The following is an 18,126-nucleotide window of genomic DNA, read 5'->3' as shown; positions in this document are numbered from 1 at the left end:
ATGGCCGACCGGTCAGGAGATATAAATATGCAAGTCTATGACGCCCCGTTGCGCGACATGCGCTTCGTGCTCAACGAACTCCATGCCGATGACGGCTTCGGGGATATTCCCGCGCTGTCGGAGTTCACACCGGATCTCACCGATGCGATCCTCGAGGAGGCGGCGCGCTTCTGTCGCGACGTCCTGTTGCCGATCAACCGGTCGGGCGACGAGGAGGGGTGTCATCTGGAAAACGGCGTCGTGCGGACGCCGGCGGGGTTCCCCGAAGCCTATAAGCAGTTCGCCGAAGGTGGCTGGACCGCGCTCGCATCCGATCCGGAATGGGGTGGGCAGGGGCTGCCGGAAGCGGTCAACAAGCTGGTCGAGGAGATGATCTGCTCGTCCAACCTCTCCTTCGGCCTCTACCCGGGCCTCACCCATGGTGCCACCACTGCGATCGAGGGCCATGGCAGTGACGCGCTCAAGCAGGCCTACCTGCCCAAGATGGTGAGCGGCCAGTGGTCCGGCACGATGTGCCTGACCGAGCCTCATTGCGGTACCGATCTCGGGCTCCTGCGCAGCCGCGCGGTCCCGCAGGGCGATGGCAGCTACAAGGTCACCGGCTCCAAGATCTTCATCTCCGCCGGTGAGCATGACCTGACCGAGAATATCATCCATCTCGTGCTCGCCCGCCTGCCCGACGCCCCCAAGGGCGTGAAGGGCATCAGCTTGTTTCTCGTCCCCAAATATCTGCCCAGGGAGGACGGTACTCCCGGTCAATCGAACGGCGTCGCCTGCGCCGCGATCGAGCACAAGATGGGTCTCAAGGCGTCGGCGACGTGCCAGATGAACTTCGATGATTCGATCGGCTGGATCGTCGGTGAGCCTGGCAAGGGCATGGCCGCCATGTTCACGATGATGAACACGGAGCGTGTCTCCGTCGGCATCCAGGGCCTGGGTGTGGGCGAGGCGGCGTATCAGGCGGCGGCCTGGTATGCGAAAGATCGTATTCAGGGTCGGGCGCTCTCGGGACCCAAATATCCCGATCAGGCAGCCGATCCGATCATCGTTCACCCCGATGTTCGCCGCATGTTGATGACCATGCGGGCTTATAATGAGGGATGCCGGGCGCTCTCGGCCTGGGTCTCGCGCGCCCTGGACGCGGAAAAACATTCTCCCGAACCCGAAGTGCGCCAGCGTGCGAGTGACTTCATTGCGCTCATGACCCCCGTCGTCAAAGCGCTCTTCACCGACCTTGCGTTCGACAGCGCGAACCTTGCGGTCCAATGCTATGGTGGCCACGGCTACATCCGCGAAAGCGGCGTCGAGCAATATGCCCGCGATGCCCGGATCACCATGATCTATGAGGGGACGAACGGCGTTCAGGCGCTCGATCTCGTCGGCCGCAAGCTCGGCGCCCATATGGGCCGCTATCTGCGCAGCTTCTTCCATCCGGTGTCGGCTTTCATCGAGGAAAACAACGTCGACGGACCGATGAAGCCGATGATCGAGGCGCTCGCCAAGGCGTTCGGGGCGCTGCAGCTTTCGACGGCCACGGTCGCGCAGCGGGCGCTCAAGGATCCCGAAGAGGCGGGCGCGGCGTCGGCGGACTATCTGCGTCTGATGGGCCTGGTGGCCATGGGCTATTGCTTTGCCAAGGCGACCAAGATCGCAGGCTTGCAGCTCTTCTTCGGCAGCGAGGACAAGCGCTTCTACGATGCCAAGATCAAGACGGCGACGTTCTTCTTCGAGCGTATCCTGCCTCAGGCGACCGCCAGCTTCCTGGCGATCAAGGCAGGCAAGAAGTCGCTGATGGCGCTGGAAGACGACGTGTTTTGACGCTTCCGGCAAGCCTCGAAAAGCGGCTGGCCATTCCAGCCATCGTTGCGCCGATGTTCCTTGTGTCGGGACCGGACCTTGTCGTCAGTTGCTGCGAGGCGGGACTGCTTGGTACTTTCCCGGCGCTCAACCAGCGCACCAGTCAAGGTTTCGGTGAATGGCTGGATGAAATCGAGGAGCGGCTGGCTCCCATGCCGGGAGCGGCGCCCTTCGGCGTCAACCTCATCGTCCATAAGAGCAATCCGGAGGCTCGACGCCGATCTGGAACTGATCGTTCGGCACCAGGTGCCATTGGTCATCACCTCGCTCGGCGCCATCGCGGATCTTGTCCAGGTGGTTCAGGGCTATGGCGGGCTGGTCTTTCACGACGTGACGAACGTGCGTCATGCGGAAAAGGCGCTCGAAGCTGGCGTCGACGGTCTGATCGCGGTCGCTGCCGGCGCGGGGGGACATGCCGGCACGATGAGCCCGTTCGCACTGGTTGACGAGATACGGCGCTTCTTCCAGGGGCCGCTGGCGCTTTCCGGCGCCATCACGCGCGGCCACCAGATCGCGGCCGCGCAGATGATGGGGGCCGATCTTGCCTATATCGGATCCCACTTCATCGCGTCGGAAGAGAGTCTCGCCTCGCCGGCACAGAAAGACATGGTGATCGGGGCCGGACCAGCGGATATCGTCTATACGGACCGGGTCACCGGCGTCGGGGCCAATTTTCTCCGGCCCTCGCTGGAAGCCGCGACTCTCCCTGAGCCACATGGCGCGCTTTCGGTTTCGGAGGAGGCCAAGGCCTGGAAGACGATCTGGTCGGCAGGCCACGGTGTCGGCGCTACCACTGCCGTCCAACCGGCCCGATCCATCTGTGAGAGACTCATTGCCGAATATCAGGCGGCATTACAATCAGAGTAGGATTGATCCATGAAGGTGCTTGTGCCCGTCAAGCGGGTTATCGATTATAATGTGAAACCGCGCGTGAAGGCGGATGGGACGGGCGTCGATTTGGCGAACGTGAAGATGTCGATGAACCCGTTCGACGAGATCGCCGTCGAAGAGGCTATCCGCCTCAAGGAAAAGGGAGTCGCGACCGAAATCGTGGTGGTGTCGATCGGCGTCGCCAAGGCGCAGGAAACGCTGCGCACCGCGCTCGCCATGGGGGCCGACCGCGCGATCCTCGTCCAGACTGACGATGAGGTCGAGCCGCTCGCCGTCGCCAAGATCCTGAAGGCCATCGCCACCGAGGAGGCTCCAGGCCTGGTGATCCTCGGCAAGCAGGCCATCGACGATGATGCCAATCAGACCGGCCAGATGCTGGCAGCCCTTCTCGGTTGGGGGCAGGGCACATTCGCCAGCAAGGTCGAAGTATCGGGCGAGACTGTCGCGGTGACCCGTGAGGTGGATGGCGGTCTGGAGACCGTAAGCCTCAAACTGCCGGCGATCGTGACGACCGATCTGCGTCTCAACGAACCGCGCTATGCGAGCCTGCCCAATATCATGAAGGCCAAATCCAAGCCGCTGGCGACGAAGACGCCGGCCGATCTCGGTGTTGAGATCGCCTCGCGCCTCAAGACGCTCAAGGTGACCGAACCCCCCAAGCGCTCGGCGGGCATCAAGGTGGCCGACGTCGATGAATTGGTCGCCAGGCTCAAGGAAATGGCGATTTGATAAACTTTCAAACGCGCCGAACTTGCCGAACCTCTCCCATGCAAGTGACGGCGCACCCCGCTTCATCCTGTGCGCACAGAGATGAAGCGGGGGCGGATTTCTCGGAGAATAAGTTATGAATACGCTCGTCTGGGTTGAACATGACAATGCGTCGGTCAAGGATGCGACGCTATCGGCCGTCACCGCCGCTGCCAAACTTGGTGAGGTCCATCTGCTGGTTGCCGGTGCGGGCATCGGCGGCGTGGCCGAGGCTGCTGCGAAGGTCGCGGGTGTCGCCAAAGTCGTAACGTTCGACGATGCGGCGTTCAAACACGCTTTGCCCGAGAATGTCGCGCCGGCCGTCGCGGACCTGATGCGCGGCTATGACGCGTTCGTGGCGCCTTCCACTTCGAATGGCAAGAACATCGCGCCGCGCGTGGCGGCCTTGCTTGATGTGATGCAGGTCAGCGACATCCTGTCGGTGGAAAGCGCTGACACGTTCACGCGTCCCATCTACGCGGGAAATGCGATCGCGACGGTCCAGTCGTCTGATGCAAAGAAGGTTATCACGGTGCGTGGCACAGCCTTCGAGAAGGCGGCCCGCGAGGGTGGCTCGGCCAGTATCGAGGCTGCGACGGGCACGGATGCGGGACTTTCCAGCTTCGTGGGTGCCGAGATCGCCCAGTCCGAGCGCCCGGAACTCACCTCGGCCAAAATCATCGTCTCGGGCGGGCGAGCGCTGGGCTCGGCCGGGCAGTTTCATGGCGTGATCGATCCGCTGGCCGACAAGCTGGGCGCGGGTGTGGGCGCAAGCCGCGCAGCGGTCGATGCTGGCTATGCGCCCAACGATTTTCAGGTCGGCCAGACCGGCAAGATCGTGGCGCCGGAAGTCTATGTCGCCGTCGGCATATCGGGTGCGATTCAGCACCTTGCTGGCATGAAGGATAGCAAGACCATCATCGCGATCAACAAGGATGAGGACGCGCCCATCTTCCAGGTCGCCGATATCGGCCTGGTCGGCGACCTCTTCAAGATCGTTCCTGAACTGACCGAAAAGCTTTGAGGTAAGCGATGACCGGTCTGGAAGAGATCGAACAGTTCATGGCGGCCGGCACCCGGCCGCCCATGATGGACCTGTTCGACATCGATCTGCTTGAGGCGGAGGAGGGGAAGGTCGTCTTTGTCGCGACGCCCACCTCGCAGACCTACAATTTCATGGGCATCGCCCATGGTGGCTATGCCGCGACGCTGCTGGATTCGGCCTGCGGCATCGCGGCGAACTCCGCGGCCCAAGTGCCCATCAACTGCGTCACGCTCGAACTCAAGGTCGCCCATCATGCGCCCTTGACCGACAGGGTCGGGATGGTCCGTGCAATCGGCCAGGTGGTGTCGATGGGCAAGAGGGTGGCGCATACCGAGGCGCGTCTGATCGACATGGCCGGCAAACTCTATGCCTCCGCGACATCGACCTTGCTGCTCGTCGATCGGGCGGCCTGAACAGGAAAGAAGATATGGAAGTCGTTATCCCGCACAGCCTTGGTAAAATCGAAGCGAAGAGCAGGATCGAGGCCGGCCTGCCCAAGCTGGCAGCGCATATCCCGGGAGGCGGTTCGCTCAGTTCCGAGTGGGTATCGGACTACGCACTACACTTGGTCATCGGGGCGATGGGGCAGAATATCCCGGTGCAACTCGACATTGAGGATAGCGAGATTCGCGGCGACGTCAGCGTACCGCTGTTCCTCAAAATGATGTCAGGACAGATTTCGGATTTTGTGAAAACGAGCGCCGAGAAAATGCTCAGCAAGGCATGATGAATTTACTGGCCGCAGGACAATATCGTTGCTCTGCGATGGTTGAGTTTACGAGAATCTGCCCTGTTTCCTAGCCGATAGTGTCCGCGCGAGGGCTTTGTGATGGAAGAAATCGCTCCCCGAGTTTTCAGGATCATTAGCCGTCAGCTCGGCGTCTATCCGGATCAGATTGCCCTTGCTTCGTCTTTCTACGATGACATCGGCGTGGATAGTCTCGATGTGCTGGAAGTTGTGATGGCGCTTGAAGACGAATTCGGACTCACTATCCCGGATGAAGCCGCCGGTGAGGTCAAAACAGTAGAGGATGCGGTCAAGCTGGTCGAAGCATGGATAGCCAAGTGAGATAAAACCCACGATCCTCTGAAACCGCAATTCACGACGACAATGAAATCTAGATAGCTCTTTGGTCGCCTGACGTATCACTTCCATGATCATGGCTACCGTGATCGCGCATAGCCGCAATATGCTTTGCGCCAGAAACGGGATTTCATCTATCGCTTTGCCCACTCGATGACGGAATGGTGTTTCCGAAAAGAATATAGCGAACCATGTTATCTAATGACGAATTGCTGTCTTCTCACATTTGACGAACTGGCTGGTAACGTCGGAGCGGGAAGATGCATGAAAGAGGTAGATCATGCGATACCGTTCATTAGGCCTGGCTACAGTCTTGATTGTCACGAGCACCGCTTGGGCGCAGACGCCGTCGGATAACCAACATGCGCTGATCGGACCGCCCCAACTCCACGCCCTTCCCGTCACCGCTCCGACGCTCGTCGAGGCCTATGGTCCTGATCCTCTGCAGATCGGTGAACTGCGCTTGCCTGCAGGTCCTGGCCCGTTTCCCGTCGTCATGGTCATTTACGGTGGCTGCTGGACCAAAGGCTATGAGACACTGGCAGGCACGGCGCCGTTGGCGAGCGCCTTGACGGACAAGGGCGTGGCGACATGGAATATAGAGTATCGACAGGTTGGTGACACCCGCGGCGGGTGGCCTGGGACCTTCCAGGATTGGGGAGCGGCGCTCGATCACTTGAGGGTGCTGGCACGAACCCAGCCTCTGGACCTGAAGCATGTGGTGACGGTGGGACATTCTGCCGGCGCCCACGCTGCCCTGTGGCTGGCGGCCCGTCCCAGATTGCCTGCCGACAGCGAGGTCCGCGGCGCTGATCCACTGAAGGTTTCCGCCGCGGTCGCCATCGACGGCCCAGGCGACCTGCGAACCCTGTACGGGTTCGACAAGGATAGCCGAATGCGTTCTCGGCAGTGCGGAACATCAACGTCAGCAACGTGATTTCATCGCCGGTCGTCGAAATCGTAAGCGCCACAAGGACCAACCATCCCCAGCCTTGCCGAAACTCAACTCCCACTCACTTAACCTTCCGCACAGCCCCGCACTTTCCGGGTCACTCTGCACACTTCAAATCTCAACCGACAATCAGGTGAATAGCTTTAGCGTCGTTCTGCCAACCACTTAAGCGCCGATAGGCTTGGCATGAACAGATATTCGCCTCCCTTCATGACATTGAAAGTCTGCACACCGTCGATGCGCTTGCGCGCGGGCGCCTGCGGGATGGTGAACCGACCGTCCTCCTCATGCAGGCCGACGATTGGATCGCGCTCTTCGCCAAGGTCGACGAAATTCCCGCGATTGATCCATTCCTGCTGCATGAACTCGATCGTGTCATAGGCACGCGCGCTGATGAAGATGAAGAACAGGCCGCGATCGCCTTTCTTATCGTCCTGCGGCGTGACATCCTCGGAATAGACCGGCCCGAAGGTCGAGGAACGACGGATGATCCTGTGGATGTTGACGTCGGTGAGCAGCGTCAACTCGGAGTCGCGGGGATTGAGCCGGCGCATATGGCAGCCAAGCGGCACAACGCGACCTTTGGGGTCATCCTTGAAGCTGAAGTCGTTGTTGCGCTGCGGGTCGGCGCCGAGGTCGGGATCGTCGTGATCGGGCGACAGCGTCAAGGGCGCGCCGGAACGCCAGCGACCGAACATCTTGGCGGCTAATAGCTCGCGTTCCTCCGGCGTCTCGCCATGCGCCTTGAGGAAGGCGTTAAAACAGCCGACCCGGCTGTTGTACTTGCGCATAACGACGAAGGTGCCGTTCTTGCCCAGCCCGGCGGGCTCGGGCATGCCAAGCGGTTGGCCGTTCTCGCTTTCATATCCAAGAATGAACTCGCCCGCCTTGATCGGGCGCTCCTCGCCCGGCAGCGGATCGACGCCGCTACCCTCGACGGCGGGCTGGGAGATCGAATCCCGGAAACCGAACGGGTTTTTCGCGCCATCCGGCGCGCCGAAACGATGCTCGCCGAGCAGGGTCACGCCGCTGCTCCGGTCGAGTTCGGTGCGCGCCGTCGCCAGCGCCTTATCGAGCGCAGCATCATCCACGGCGTAGATAGTCAGCGCGAGATGGCAGTTGCCGGGCTTGAACACCTCTTCCCAGTTTTCAGGCGCGTTGGGCCCGAAGTCGCGAAGCTGCTCCGCGCGTGCGGCCATGCCCTGCTGGAAGGGGAGCGGGAATGTCTTGAGCTGCGCTTCGGGAACGCCGAGCGCCTTCAGCCCCTCGAAGCTGAGTGCGGCCCCGATCCAGAAATCAAGATCCTCGCTCCAGTTGTCGGCAGATGCGATATGGGGCGCGAGCCGGCCGAGAAGATCGCGCGCGCCCTCCGCCTCGTCGAAATGGAGCATGGCGTGGATACCGACATAAGGCTCGGGCCGGCTTCGCAGGATCAGCGCCTGAATGTCGTGCAGATCGAGCGTAACGCTGTCGCGCCGGAAGCGCTCTTTCAGTTTCTGAAGGATCGCCATGGCTCAGCCCACCTTGTCCAGGAATTCGTTGACCGCATGCTCCATCCGCTGAAGGCGGCGCACGTCGACGACGGTCACCTGCGGGTTGGCGACGAACCAGCCGGCAGCGGTGATCTGATGCTCGGCGATGAAATCCTTGACCTTGGGGCTTGCGATGCCAGGCCAACCTTCGACCGAAGCGAAAAGCAGGTCCATCAGGTCGGGGATCTTGGTGGCGAAGTCGTTGATATAGGTGTCCCAGTCGCCGTCATAGGCGGTGGCGAACAGGATGCGTGTGTCGTTGTCGAAGAACACGAACCGCATATTGTGGAGCGTGCCGACCTTCTGCGCGCCATCGAAATTGCCGTTCACCAGCCCGAAGATGCGTTTCAGCCGGTCCGCGCCGCCTGGCTTCAAGTTTGCGATGGCTGTGAGCTCGGAGACATTGCCGGACTGGGCGCCGACACGGCCAGCCGAGCCCGCCGTGCCCTTGAGGTCGGGATTGTGCTTCGTCACCATCTGCTCAAGGGCGAGCTTGGCGAGCTGCGGCGCGTCGCCGGCCACTTCCTCGATCCGCCGCCGGATGGCTTGAAGGCGGGTTTCGTCGATCTGCGGGGTATCTTCGGTTTCGGCCATGGCTGGCCTCCTTTCGTGATTGCGTGTGACGATCGGTGCGTCAGTCCGGGATGGCGTCGATGTTTGTCGGCTCGACACGAGGCTGGGCGTTCATCTCATGGCGGTAGCGGGTGGATCGCTCATAGGCGGCGATGCGCACCCGCATGATCGATCCGAGCGGCTGATGATCGCGGATACCGTGCCAGGGATTGAACGACAGCACGTCATCGCCATAGACCCGCCGCGCCGGCGAATAGGCGTCCTGCGGCGGGATGCGCAGCGTGGCGATCGGCTGGTGTGGCGACAGCTCTTCGGGCCAGAGCACCGCCGCGTCCTCGACAGGCATCTTGTCGAGATCAGCGCAAAGTTGGGCGCGCAGTTGATACTCAGCACCTTGGTCGCGGAAATGCTCGACAACCAGATCGCGCATGGTGGCATCCTCCACCGTGCCGACGTCCTTGCCGGTGAGCGCGCGGACATTGTCGGAAAGCGGCGCGGCGCTGATCTTGGCGATGTAATCGCCAAAACGGATCGCCGCCATCGAGTGATAGGTCTCGCCAAGCAGATGGTCGTTGTCGCGCGCGAGACCGCGCAGCGTGGCGCCGGGCTCGACGCCGACCGCTTCGACCGCAGCTTCCACGCCGCGCGCCACCCCAGCCATCGCTCGCTGGAGAAAGACCGGGTTCTGGGCATTCTTCTCCAGAAGGCTGATGAGCTGGCGATATTTACCGATCGTGCCGAAGCTCAAGGTCGGGATGTTGACGAGCAGGAAATCCTGGTTTTGGCCCTGGTCTTCGGGGAGAAGCCGCTCGCCTTCGACGCCGATCACCTTGATCGCCATGCCGCGCGGGGCGGGAATCGTGTCGGAGTGAATGTCGCCCGGCGCTGATGAGAGGCGGATCACCATGGAATAGGTGGCCGGGCGAGCGAAAAGCCCCTGACGCAGATGCTCCGGCAGTTCCGGTACGACGAGTTCGCCCTTGAGGAACCCGTGGCTCTTGGCATGGGCGTCGCGCACCGCATGGCGGTGGCGTTCGAACGCCTTGCGGTTGGTATTCGCCATGATCTCAAGGATCTCGGCGGTCAGCCGCTCCTCGTCCTTGCCGAGAACCTCCACGTCCGGAGAATAGCCAATGTAGGTTTGAGCCAAGAGCGCTCCTTCACACTGAGATTTCGTTGCCCAGGAACGATTTCGGGTCGAAATCGCCGTTGATTTCGGATATCAGTTGATATCTGGTCTCACTGAGAACGCGGAACCTCCGAAAAGGTTTCGCACGTCTCGCCCGTTGGTTGGAGAACGAACCCATGCCGCTTACGCGCAAGGACACGCAGCGCCAGACGCGGGACCGGCTGATCGCGGCCGCGCATTCCTCGATTATCGAGGAGGGGGTCTCTGCCATGTCGATTCGCAACATCTGCAGCGCCGCAGGGCATTCGCAGGGCGCCTTCTACTCGAACTTCGCCAGCAAGGATGATCTGCTGGTCGAGATCCTGCAAAGCCATATCCAGGACGAGGTCACACTGCTTCGCGACCTGGTCGCGCACTGCTCCGGCGACGATATCGAGGCGACGCTGCAGGTGCTGGCCGCGCGGCTCGCGAAGTTGGCCGACGAGGCACAATGGTCACTGCTCTCGATCGAATTGCAGCTCCATGCCCGGCGCGATCCGGCTTTCGCCGAGCGGCACCGGGAGGGCAAGGCGGCCTGCTATCGGATGTTCGGTGAGCTCGTCGCCGATCTGACGCAACGCTTCGCACTTCGTCCGGCCTTGCCGCCGATGCAGACCGGTATCGGTCTTTACGCGGTCTGGATGGGACTGGCGGTGCAGGGCGATGTCGAAGGCGCCATGCCGCGCGACGAGATGCTCGTCGGCTTCTTCCGCGCCATGGCAGGACTGGGTTCGTCGCATGAGGAGCAGGCGTATTCGTGAGCGGGATCGTGTCAGATCGTCGACGCATCGGCTGCGATGAGCACGGACACCCACTCGTCGGCGAGGTGGATGAGCATCGGCGCTTCCATATCCGCTTCCGCGCCCGGGACGCCGACATCGACGAACTCGGCCATGTCAACAATGCGGTCTGGGTGACCTGGATTCAGGATGTGTCGGTGGCGCATTGGCTGACGGCCGCGCGGCCGCAGGATCGCGACCGGTTCGTCGCGGTCGTGCTGCACCATGAGGTCGACTATCGCGGCAATGTCCGGGCGGGAGACGAGGTCAGTGCGATCACCTGGGTCATCCGAGCGCCGCGGGGTGCCCGCTATGCACGATGTGTCGAATTCCATGCCGAAGACGGCCGGACGATCGTCGCCTCGCTGACCCAATGGGCCCTGGTCGATCGGGAAACCGGCAAACTGGCCCGCGTCCCGGTGGAGGTGGCGGCTCCGTTTCTAAGTGACGATACCGCGCAGAAGGAAATTGGATGAGCGATATCAGGAAAGTGGCGGTTCTCGGCACGGGAGTCCTCGGGAGCCAGATCGCCTTCCAGACGGCCTATAGCGGCTTCGATGTTGTCGCCTACGACATCAGCGAGGAAGCGCTCGAACAGGCGCGCGCACGGCTGGCGGCGCTCGTCGAAACCTACACGAACGAGGTGTCGGGCGCGGCTGGCGGCAAGGCGGCCGGGGTGCTCAAGCGGATCGCTCTGCTGAGCGATCTCGGCGCGGCCGTCGCGGACGCGGACCTCGTGATCGAGGCGGTTCCGGAGGTTCTTTCGATCAAGCAGGCGCTCTACGAGAAACTGGCGGGGGTCGCGCCGGACAGGACGATCTTCGCCACCAATAGCTCGACCCTGCTGCCGAGCGACCTGAAGGCTTACACCGGCCGACCGGACCGGTTTCTGGCGCTGCACTTCGCCAACAGCATCTGGAAGTTCAACACCGCCGAGGTGATGGGCACGGACGACACCGATCCGGCCGTGTTCGATGCCCTGATCGCCTTCGCCTCCGCCATCGGCATGGTGCCGATCCCGGTGCGCAAGGAGAAAGCGGGTTACGTCCTCAATTCGCTTTTGGTGCCGCTCCTGAACGCGGCCGCCGATCTGGCGGCCGGCGGCTATGCCGAGCCGGAAGATGTCGACAAGGTCTGGCGGATCGCCACCGGCGCGCCGATGGGGCCGTTCCAGATCTACGACATCATCGGATTGAACACCCCCTACAACATCCTCTCGCATGGCGACGAGCATGCTCAGTCGCTCGCCGCCTGGCTGAAGGAAAACTACATCGACAAGGGCAGGCTCGGCATCGCCTCGGGCGAAGGCTTCTACAGCTACAAGCCCTCCGCAGACTGATCCCAACAAGAAGAACAGGAGTTCGCCATGCACTATAGCAGCGGAAACTATGAAGCCTTCGTGCGTCCCCGCAAGCCCGAGGGCGCCGACAAGAAGACGGCCTGGTTTGTCGGTTCGGGGCTGGCGGGGCTTGCCGGCGCGGCCTTCCTGATCCGCGACGGCGGCGTTTCCGGCGACCGCATCACCATCCTTGAAGAGCTGGAAATCCCTGGTGGCGCGCTCGATGGTCTGGACGTGCCCGAAAAGGGCTTCGTCATTCGCGGCGGCCGCGAAATGGAAGAACATTTCGAGTGCCTGTGGGACCTTTATCGCTCGATCCCCTCGCTGGAGATCGAGGACGCCAGCGTGCTCGACGAGTTCTACCGGCTCAACAAGGACGATCCCAACTTTTCGCTCCAGCGCACGACGCAGAACCAGGGCCAGGACGTGCCCGACAAAGCGCTGTTGACGCTAAACGACAAGGCCCAGAAGGACCTGCTCTCGGTCTTCCTCGCGACGCGCGAGGAGATGGAGAACAAGCGTATCAACGAGGTCTTCGGCGAAGACTTCCTCAAAAGCAATTTCTGGCTCTACTGGCGCACCATGTTCGCCTTCGAGGAATGGCATTCCGCGCTGGAGATGAAGCTCTACCTGCACCGCTTCATCCATCATATCGGCAGTCTCGCCGACTTCTCCTCGCTCAAGTTCAACCGCTATAACCAGTATGAATCGATGGTCCTGCCGCTGGTGAAGTGGCTGACCGATCACGGCGTCACGTTCCGCTACGGCGTCGAGGTCACCGATGTCGATTTCGACATCCAGCCCGGCCGCAAGCAAGCGACCCGCATTCACTGGAAAGAGCGCGGCGTCGAAGGCGGCGTCGATCTCGGGCCAGACGATCTCGTCTTCATCACGATCGGCTCGCTGACCGAGAATTCCGACAATGGCGACCACAGGACGCCGGCGAAGCTCAATGAAGGACCGGCGCCGGCCTGGGACCTGTGGCGCCGCATCGCCGCGAAGGATCCGGCCTTCGGCCGCCCCGACGTGTTCGGCGCCCATATCCCGGAGACGAAATGGGCCTCCGCCTCCATCACCGCCCTCGACGCCCGCATTCCGGCCTATGTCGAGAAGATCACCAAGCGGAACCCCTTTACCGGCAAGATCGTCTCCGCCGGTATCGTCACGGTGAAGGACTCGGCGTGGCTGCTGAGCTGGACGGTTCATCGCCAGCCGCATTTCAAGAAGCAGCCCAAAGATCAGATGATCGCCTGGTTCTACGCGCTCTTTGTCGATTGCCCCGGCGACTTCGTGAAGAAGCCGATGCAGGAATGCACCGGTGAGGAGATCACCCAGGAATGGCTCTATCACCTCGGCGTGCCGGTCGAGGACATTCCCGAACTCGCGGCATCCGGCGCCAGCACCGTTCCCACGATGATGCCCTATATTACCGCCTTCTTCATGCCGCGCCAGGCGGGTGACCGGCCGGACGTGGTGCCGGAGGGCGCGGTCAACTTCGCCTTCATCGGCCAGTTCGCGGAATCGAAGCAGCGGGACTGCATCTTCACCACGGAATATTCGGTGAGAACCCCGATGGAGGCCGTCTACACGCTGATGAATGTCGAGCGCGGCGTGCCGGAGGTCTTCAACTCGACCTATGATATTCGTACACTTCTTGCTGCGATCGGTCCGCTGCGGGACGGCAAGGGCATCGATCTTCCCGGACCGGCCTTCCTGCGCAAGCTGCTGATGAAGAAGCTCGAAGGCACAGAGATCGCCAAGCTGCTCGAAGAGTTCCATCTGATCGAGGAGTGAACAAAGACCGAAAGGCACGCGCGGCGTGTGAAAGGTGATGAATGGCCGACGACGATCAGAAGAGCGAACGCGCCGCCGAGGTGACTGGGGCGCACGGCCATCATCACCATCATGAGCCGGACGGCGAAACGCCGTCCGGTCACGTCGACCATGATCCGGTCTGTGGCATGGTGGTCGATCCCGCCAGGACCGCTCACAAGGCTGAGTATGAAGGCGAGCGTTACGCCTTCTGCTCGGCCGGCTGTAAGGCGAAGTTCGACGCCGACCCCGTGCATTATGCAGCACGGGTAGCGCATGCCGAGCCGCACCATGAGGGTGCTGCTACCCATAGCGATCATTCCCACCCTACGCGGCCATCTTCTCGCATTCTTCCGCGCAACCTTTCAGCCGAGGGACTAGCGAGTGCATGCCGTCCTTCCCGATTGGGAACGCATGATGAGCAGGAGAGGGAAGGGGGAGCACCACTCGAGCAAACCTGTAAACGCTCGCGATAAATGGCGGCGTTCTGATCGCGCTATTTGACGTTAGCGATATCTAATTTGCCCGCGAGTCGAAGGACCGCGTGTGTTCGAGACCGCGCATACCGATGAGAGCGGTTCGAGCCCCCAAACGCAAAATTTTCCTATAAAGATGGGGCCGATCAGCGCGCGTGGCATGCGCAGGAGGATTCTTCAGGTGTCTGAACCGCCACTGCTGAATGCAATTGACGCGTCGCTGCGAAACCTATCGTTGCGACAACGCGTTATTGCGGGAAATATCGCCAACAGCGAGACGCCTGGATATAAAGCGCGTGATGTCAACGCGCCTGATTTTGCTAAACTTCTTGAGAGTACTTTGAGTCCGAGAAACGGGCCACAGATAGCACGACCGCAGGTGGCAATTACCGCAAGCATGGCAGCATTGGGGGCTCGTCCGCCACAGCTGTCCAATGAGATCGTACTCGATAGAGACACAAGTGAAACAAAGCCAGACGGCAACAACGTGACGTTGGAAGACCAGCTTCTTAAAATGGGCAATATTCAGGCTGAATTCTCAACGGTCGCGGGGATCAGCCGCAAGCTGGATAGCTACATGAAAACCGCTCTCGGTACAAAGCGAGGGTAAATACCAGCTCCAACGTGCTTCTAGTGTCGGCTTTTGGATCAACCCATACCCGTTACGCGGATGCCGTCTTGGCCTCCGCGGAGCGCACATAGGCATAGAGCGTCGGTTTGGAGATGCCTAGCATGGAGCAGACTTTGGCGATCGGCATCGTGTTCTCGTGATATAGCCGAACGGCCAGGTCGCGCTTGTCCTTGCTGAGCGCGGTCGGCCGTCCGCCCTTCTTGCCACGGGCGCGGGCGGCAGTGAGGCCTGCCTGGGTGCGCTCGCGGATCAGGTTACGCTCGAACTCCGCCAGCGCACCGAACAGATGGAACGTCAGCTTGCCCGAGGACGTATTGGTGTCGATCGCCTCGTGCAGGCTCAGCAGCCCAACCTTCTCTTCGTCGAGATAGGTCATCCACCCGATCAGATCGCGCAGCGAGCGGCCAAGCCGGTCGAGCCGCCATACCACCAGTGTGTCGCCGGCACGAAGCTGCTCCTTCACCTGGTCGAGGCCGGGCCTGGCGGCGGTCGCGCCCGACGCCTTGTCGGTGATGACCTTCCCGCACCCGGCCGCGAGCAGGGCATCCTTTTGCAGGTCGAGATTCTGCTCGGCGGTCGAGACGCGCGCGTAACCGATCTTCATGGTTGGCGGCTGTTGCGGCGCCGGCGACCGGCTGTTGGCAAGGAAGTCGTCATTGACAGGATTATGTTGCCCTAGTTTTCTTTACCGGGTAGATTTACGTCGAACAGGCCGGTTTTGCAATCGAGCGGATCTCGCAACGTGGCAGGCAAGCAAATCTCCGTTTTCCTTACCTCCGGCATGGACCGTCGGCGGTGACCCACCCGGCGCTCGTTCCGCCACTGGCGACCGAGCGCTATCGCATCCTCGAACCGCATCTGACCGAAAACATCCCGCTCGCGGACCTCGCTCGCACCGGCACGGTGAGCGAACGAACATTGCAGCGTTGGCTCGCTCGCTATCGGTCAGACGGCCTCGTCGGCCTCGCGCGCATCTCGCGCGCCGATCGGGGCAGGTTGCAACTGCCGGACCACCTGGTCGAGCTTGTCCGCGACCTTGCCATCAAGCGTCCACGTCCCCCGATCGCCGCCATTCACCGGAAGGTCCAGGAACTCGCCGTCGCTGAGGGGCACCGGTCACCAAGTTATTCGGCCGTCGCGCGTGTCGTCAGGGCAATACCGGCAAGCCGGATCGCCGTGGCCTCCGATCCGGCCGCCTATCGCGACGAGCACGAGCTGGTGCATCGGCGTGAAGCCGCGGCCTCAAACGAGATGTGGCAGGCGGATCATACCGTGCTCGACATCATCGTGCTCGATGACAACGGAACGCCGGTGCGCCCTTGGCTGACCGTCATTCTCGATGATCACAGTCGGGCCATCGCCGGCTACTTCCTTAGCCTCGACGCGCCGAGCGCCCTCAATACCGCGCTGGCATTGCGGCAGGCGATCTGGCGCAAGCCCAATCCCGAGTGGATAATCAGCGGCATCCCCGAGCAGCTCTACGTCGACAACGGCTCGGATTTCATCTCCGAGCACATCGAGCAGGCGTGCATCGCCCTCAAAATCCGCCTCATCCATTCGCTGCCGGGTCGCCCGCGCGGGCGCGGCAAGATCGAGCGGGTGTTCCGCACCATCAACGACATGTTCTTGTCAGAGCTGCCCGGACACACAATCGCTGGCAAGCCGTTGTCGGCCCCGGCACTCACGCTCAACGAGTTGCATGCCCGGTTCGAGACGTTCGTATGCGACGTCTATCACCGCCGCCCGCATGGCAGCACCGGAGAACTCCCGATCACGCGATGGCAAAAGGGCGGGTTCCTGCCCGCCATGCCGGACAGCCTCGAACAGCTCGATATGCTGCTCGTGCATGTGCCCAAGCCCCGCAAGGTGCTGCGCGACGGCATCCGCCTGATGGGCAGGCGCTATGTCGAGCCGACGCTCGCCGCCTTCGTCGGTGAACAGGTCGAGGCGGTCTATGATCCTCGCGACCTGACCGAAATCCATGTCTACCACCAAGGCCAGTTCGTCTGCCGGGCGCTCAGCCCCAAGCACGAAGGTAGCCCGTCGCTGCGCGCGATCCAGCGAGCGCGGCGCAGCGCAAGAGAGCGCGACAAACAGGCGCTCGCCACCCCGGAGATCTTCGATGGCGACCAAGAGGATACGGCTTCCCGGCCCACCACCTATCGAGGCCTCCGGCTCTACGCCGCTGACGATTGAGTTCCCGGCCGAGCAGCCGTTCCTGCCGACGCGCGAACATGCCCGGTTCGTCGAGTTTGCCGAAGCCTGCGGGCACTACCGCTATATCGGCGTGTGTCACGGGCGACCGGGAGTCGGAAAGACGCGATCGGCGCGGAAGTTTGCCAGCCTTCCCAATCTGCAAGGCTATGGCGCAATGAGTCCCATCGCTCCGGCGCTGGCGGAGGAAATCGCTCGATGCCGAGCCATGTTCTACACGGTTTCGGTCAGCAACACGCCCAAGGCAATCGACCAGGCGATGGGAGTCAATCTAACGAAATTGGGCTACGCGCGCATGACCATCGTCGCTGGCTCGGTGGATGACGTAGACCATGACGCTGCCCGCATGGCCTGTCCGCTCGTTATCCTCGATGAAGCCGACCGGCTGACCATCAAGTCGCTCGAACACCTTCGCGACATGGCCGATCGCCGTGGGTTCGGATTGATCCTGATGGGAATGCCGGGCCTTGAAAAGCGCCTCGCCCGCTATGCCCAGCTCTACTCACGGATCGGCTTCGTTCACGAGTTCAAACCGTTGACGGAGACGGAAATGCGCTTTTTGCTCGCCACCCACGTCAGCAATTTCGGCATCACCTTCGATCCGACCCAGCTCGACGCGATCGAGGCACAGGCAGCGGTAATCCGCATCACGCGCGGCAACTTCCGGCTGATGGAGCGCCTGTTCGCCCAGATGCGCCGGATCATGACCCTCAACCGCGTCGATGACGTGTCGCCCGACATCGTGCAGGCCGCCCGCGACTGTCTTGTGATAGGACCAGGCAACTGACAAATATCGCGATAAGAAAGCCGACATTTAGCGAGGACGTTTACACAAACCCTGCGAAACCGTTGCCGCCGGATTCTCAAAAGCCGTTCTCAAAATGGCTTTCTCAGAAAGGGCGTTCCACACGGAGTTGAGAGAATGAAGCACAATGCTCATCTGCTAGCTCGGGTGCGTAGACGCTCGCGCTAAGTGGCGGCATTCTGATCACGCTATCAGACGTGCTCCAAGCTAAGCAGGGAAGA

At 61.7% G+C, this 18,126-nt stretch carries 19 protein-coding genes and 1 pseudogene; 16 read left to right on the top strand and 4 right to left on the bottom strand.

The annotated features are described in order from the left end of the window. Positions 1–27 precede the first annotated feature (27 nt). From CA234_RS19510 to CA234_RS19475, 8 genes are all read left to right on the top strand, one after another. Positions 28–1,818, top strand: coding sequence for an acyl-CoA dehydrogenase C-terminal domain-containing protein (locus tag CA234_RS19510; protein ID WP_017503705.1), 1,791 nt, complete (start codon positions 28–30; stop codon positions 1,816–1,818). A gap of 153 nt (positions 1,819–1,971) precedes the next feature. Further along, positions 1,972–2,724 (top strand): nitronate monooxygenase, encoded by a 753-nt coding sequence (locus tag CA234_RS19505; RefSeq protein ID WP_241213589.1) that lies wholly within the window; start codon positions 1,972–1,974, stop codon positions 2,722–2,724. A gap of 9 nt (positions 2,725–2,733) precedes the next feature. Further along, complete coding sequence (locus CA234_RS19500) at positions 2,734–3,477, top strand: electron transfer flavoprotein subunit beta/FixA family protein (protein WP_004206977.1); 744 nt, start codon at positions 2,734–2,736, stop codon at positions 3,475–3,477. A gap of 115 nt (positions 3,478–3,592) precedes the next feature. Then, positions 3,593–4,519, top strand: coding sequence for an electron transfer flavoprotein subunit alpha/FixB family protein (locus CA234_RS19495; RefSeq protein ID WP_004206978.1), 927 nt, complete (start codon positions 3,593–3,595; stop codon positions 4,517–4,519). A gap of 8 nt (positions 4,520–4,527) precedes the next feature. After that, on the top strand, positions 4,528–4,953 hold the full coding sequence (locus tag CA234_RS19490) for a PaaI family thioesterase (RefSeq protein ID WP_125972964.1): 426 nt from the start codon (positions 4,528–4,530) through the stop codon (positions 4,951–4,953). Between the two features lie 14 nt (positions 4,954–4,967). Further along, entirely contained in the window at positions 4,968–5,267 is a 300-nt protein-coding gene (locus CA234_RS19485) for a polyhydroxyalkanoic acid system family protein (protein ID WP_004206980.1), read from the top strand. Positions 5,268–5,369: 102 nt separating this feature from the next. Next, the gene (acpP, locus tag CA234_RS19480; protein ID WP_004206981.1) at positions 5,370–5,609 is read left to right on the top strand and encodes an acyl carrier protein; all 240 of its coding nucleotides are present in this window, start codon (positions 5,370–5,372) and stop codon (positions 5,607–5,609) included. 328 nt (positions 5,610–5,937) lie between these two features. Next, positions 5,938–6,561 carry an alpha/beta hydrolase gene (locus tag CA234_RS19475; RefSeq protein WP_206431248.1) on the top strand — a complete coding sequence of 208 codons (624 nt, stop codon included), beginning with the start codon at positions 5,938–5,940 and terminating at the stop codon, positions 6,559–6,561. 158 nt (positions 6,562–6,719) lie between these two features. On the opposite strand, the gene CA234_RS19465 is transcribed toward CA234_RS19475, so the two are convergent. From CA234_RS19465 to CA234_RS19455, 3 genes are read right to left on the bottom strand one after another with little or no spacing between them, the layout of a single operon-like run. Continuing rightward, complete coding sequence (locus CA234_RS19465; RefSeq protein ID WP_017503243.1) at positions 6,720–8,087, bottom strand: Dyp-type peroxidase; 1,368 nt, start codon at positions 8,085–8,087, stop codon at positions 6,720–6,722. 3 nt (positions 8,088–8,090) lie between these two features. Further along, positions 8,091–8,702: a hypothetical protein gene (locus CA234_RS19460; protein ID WP_017503242.1), complete on the bottom strand. Its 612-nt coding sequence runs from the start codon at positions 8,700–8,702 to the stop codon at positions 8,091–8,093. A gap of 40 nt (positions 8,703–8,742) precedes the next feature. Beyond that, positions 8,743–9,831, bottom strand: a complete 1,089-nt coding sequence (locus CA234_RS19455; RefSeq protein WP_026109628.1) for a catalase family protein — start codon at positions 9,829–9,831, stop codon at positions 8,743–8,745. A 155-nt stretch (positions 9,832–9,986) separates the two neighbouring features. Here CA234_RS19455 and CA234_RS19450 point away from each other — a divergent pair, with 155 nt between their 5' ends. The 6 genes and pseudogenes from CA234_RS19450 (at position 9,987) to CA234_RS19425 (ending at position 14,865) form a co-directional block, all read left to right on the top strand. Next, entirely contained in the window at positions 9,987–10,610 is a 624-nt protein-coding gene (locus CA234_RS19450; RefSeq protein WP_017503240.1) for a TetR/AcrR family transcriptional regulator, read from the top strand. Positions 10,611–10,675: 65 nt separating this feature from the next. After that, the gene (locus tag CA234_RS19445) at positions 10,676–11,104 is read left to right on the top strand and encodes an acyl-CoA thioesterase (RefSeq protein ID WP_126002543.1); all 429 of its coding nucleotides are present in this window, start codon (positions 10,676–10,678) and stop codon (positions 11,102–11,104) included. Further along, entirely contained in the window at positions 11,101–11,967 is an 867-nt protein-coding gene (locus CA234_RS19440) for a 3-hydroxyacyl-CoA dehydrogenase (protein WP_125972968.1), read from the top strand. The genes CA234_RS19445 and CA234_RS19440 overlap by 4 nt, the downstream gene beginning before the upstream one ends. Positions 11,968–11,994: 27 nt before the next feature. Then, a complete protein-coding gene (locus CA234_RS19435) occupies positions 11,995–13,761 on the top strand; it encodes an oleate hydratase (RefSeq protein ID WP_035219816.1) in 1,767 nt (588 codons plus the stop codon). Positions 13,762–13,802: 41 nt separating this feature from the next. Continuing rightward, positions 13,803–14,048 (top strand): annotated as a pseudogene (locus tag CA234_RS19430) (YHS domain-containing protein); the annotation flags it as partial. Positions 14,049–14,325: 277 nt separating this feature from the next. After that, entirely contained in the window at positions 14,326–14,865 is a 540-nt protein-coding gene (locus tag CA234_RS19425) for a flagellar basal body protein (RefSeq protein ID WP_346962896.1), read from the top strand. A gap of 52 nt (positions 14,866–14,917) precedes the next feature. Here the strand turns inward: CA234_RS19425 and CA234_RS19420 are convergent, their stop codons facing one another. Then, positions 14,918–15,490 carry a recombinase family protein gene (locus CA234_RS19420; RefSeq protein WP_126002538.1) on the bottom strand — a complete coding sequence of 191 codons (573 nt, stop codon included), beginning with the start codon at positions 15,488–15,490 and terminating at the stop codon, positions 14,918–14,920. A gap of 191 nt (positions 15,491–15,681) precedes the next feature. Between CA234_RS19420 and CA234_RS19415 the strand changes: the two genes are divergently transcribed. After that, complete coding sequence (locus tag CA234_RS19415; protein WP_125972972.1) at positions 15,682–17,082, top strand: Mu transposase C-terminal domain-containing protein; 1,401 nt, start codon at positions 15,682–15,684, stop codon at positions 17,080–17,082. After that, positions 17,009–17,887 (top strand): ATP-binding protein, encoded by an 879-nt coding sequence (locus CA234_RS19410; RefSeq protein WP_126002537.1) that lies wholly within the window; start codon positions 17,009–17,011, stop codon positions 17,885–17,887. Before CA234_RS19415 ends, CA234_RS19410 begins: the two co-directional genes overlap by 74 nt. The last annotated feature ends 239 nt before the right edge of the window (positions 17,888–18,126 follow it).

The organism is Sphingomonas sp. ABOLE, from assembly GCF_003950455.1.
GTDB lineage: Bacteria > Pseudomonadota > Alphaproteobacteria > Sphingomonadales > Sphingomonadaceae > Sphingomonas > Sphingomonas trueperi.
The sequence above is the reverse complement of the archived record's forward strand: the minus strand, read 5'-3'. Positions and strand labels throughout refer to the sequence as shown.

Bases quoted from the DNA above. Each gene is read 5' to 3' on its own strand.
- CA234_RS19495 (WP_004206978.1), top strand. From the start codon at position 3,593: ATGAATACGCTCGTCTGGGTTGAACATGACAATGCGTCGGTCAAGGAT.
- CA234_RS19490 (WP_125972964.1), top strand. From the start codon at position 4,528: ATGACCGGTCTGGAAGAGATCGAACAGTTCATGGCGGCCGGCACCCGG.
- CA234_RS19500 (WP_004206977.1), top strand. From the start codon at position 2,734: ATGAAGGTGCTTGTGCCCGTCAAGCGGGTTATCGATTATAATGTGAAA.
- CA234_RS19440 (WP_125972968.1), top strand. From the start codon at position 11,101: ATGAGCGATATCAGGAAAGTGGCGGTTCTCGGCACGGGAGTCCTCGGG.
- CA234_RS19485 (WP_004206980.1), top strand. From the start codon at position 4,968: ATGGAAGTCGTTATCCCGCACAGCCTTGGTAAAATCGAAGCGAAGAGC.
- CA234_RS19435 (WP_035219816.1), top strand. From the start codon at position 11,995: ATGCACTATAGCAGCGGAAACTATGAAGCCTTCGTGCGTCCCCGCAAG.
- acpP (WP_004206981.1), top strand. From the start codon at position 5,370: ATGGAAGAAATCGCTCCCCGAGTTTTCAGGATCATTAGCCGTCAGCTC.
- CA234_RS19510 (WP_017503705.1), top strand. From the start codon at position 28: ATGCAAGTCTATGACGCCCCGTTGCGCGACATGCGCTTCGTGCTCAAC.
- CA234_RS19410 (WP_126002537.1), top strand. From the start codon at position 17,009: ATGGCGACCAAGAGGATACGGCTTCCCGGCCCACCACCTATCGAGGCC.
- CA234_RS19460 (WP_017503242.1), bottom strand. From the start codon at position 8,702: ATGGCCGAAACCGAAGATACCCCGCAGATCGACGAAACCCGCCTTCAA.
- CA234_RS19450 (WP_017503240.1), top strand. From the start codon at position 9,987: ATGCCGCTTACGCGCAAGGACACGCAGCGCCAGACGCGGGACCGGCTG.
- CA234_RS19420 (WP_126002538.1), bottom strand. From the start codon at position 15,490: ATGAAGATCGGTTACGCGCGCGTCTCGACCGCCGAGCAGAATCTCGAC.
- CA234_RS19465 (WP_017503243.1), bottom strand. From the start codon at position 8,087: ATGGCGATCCTTCAGAAACTGAAAGAGCGCTTCCGGCGCGACAGCGTT.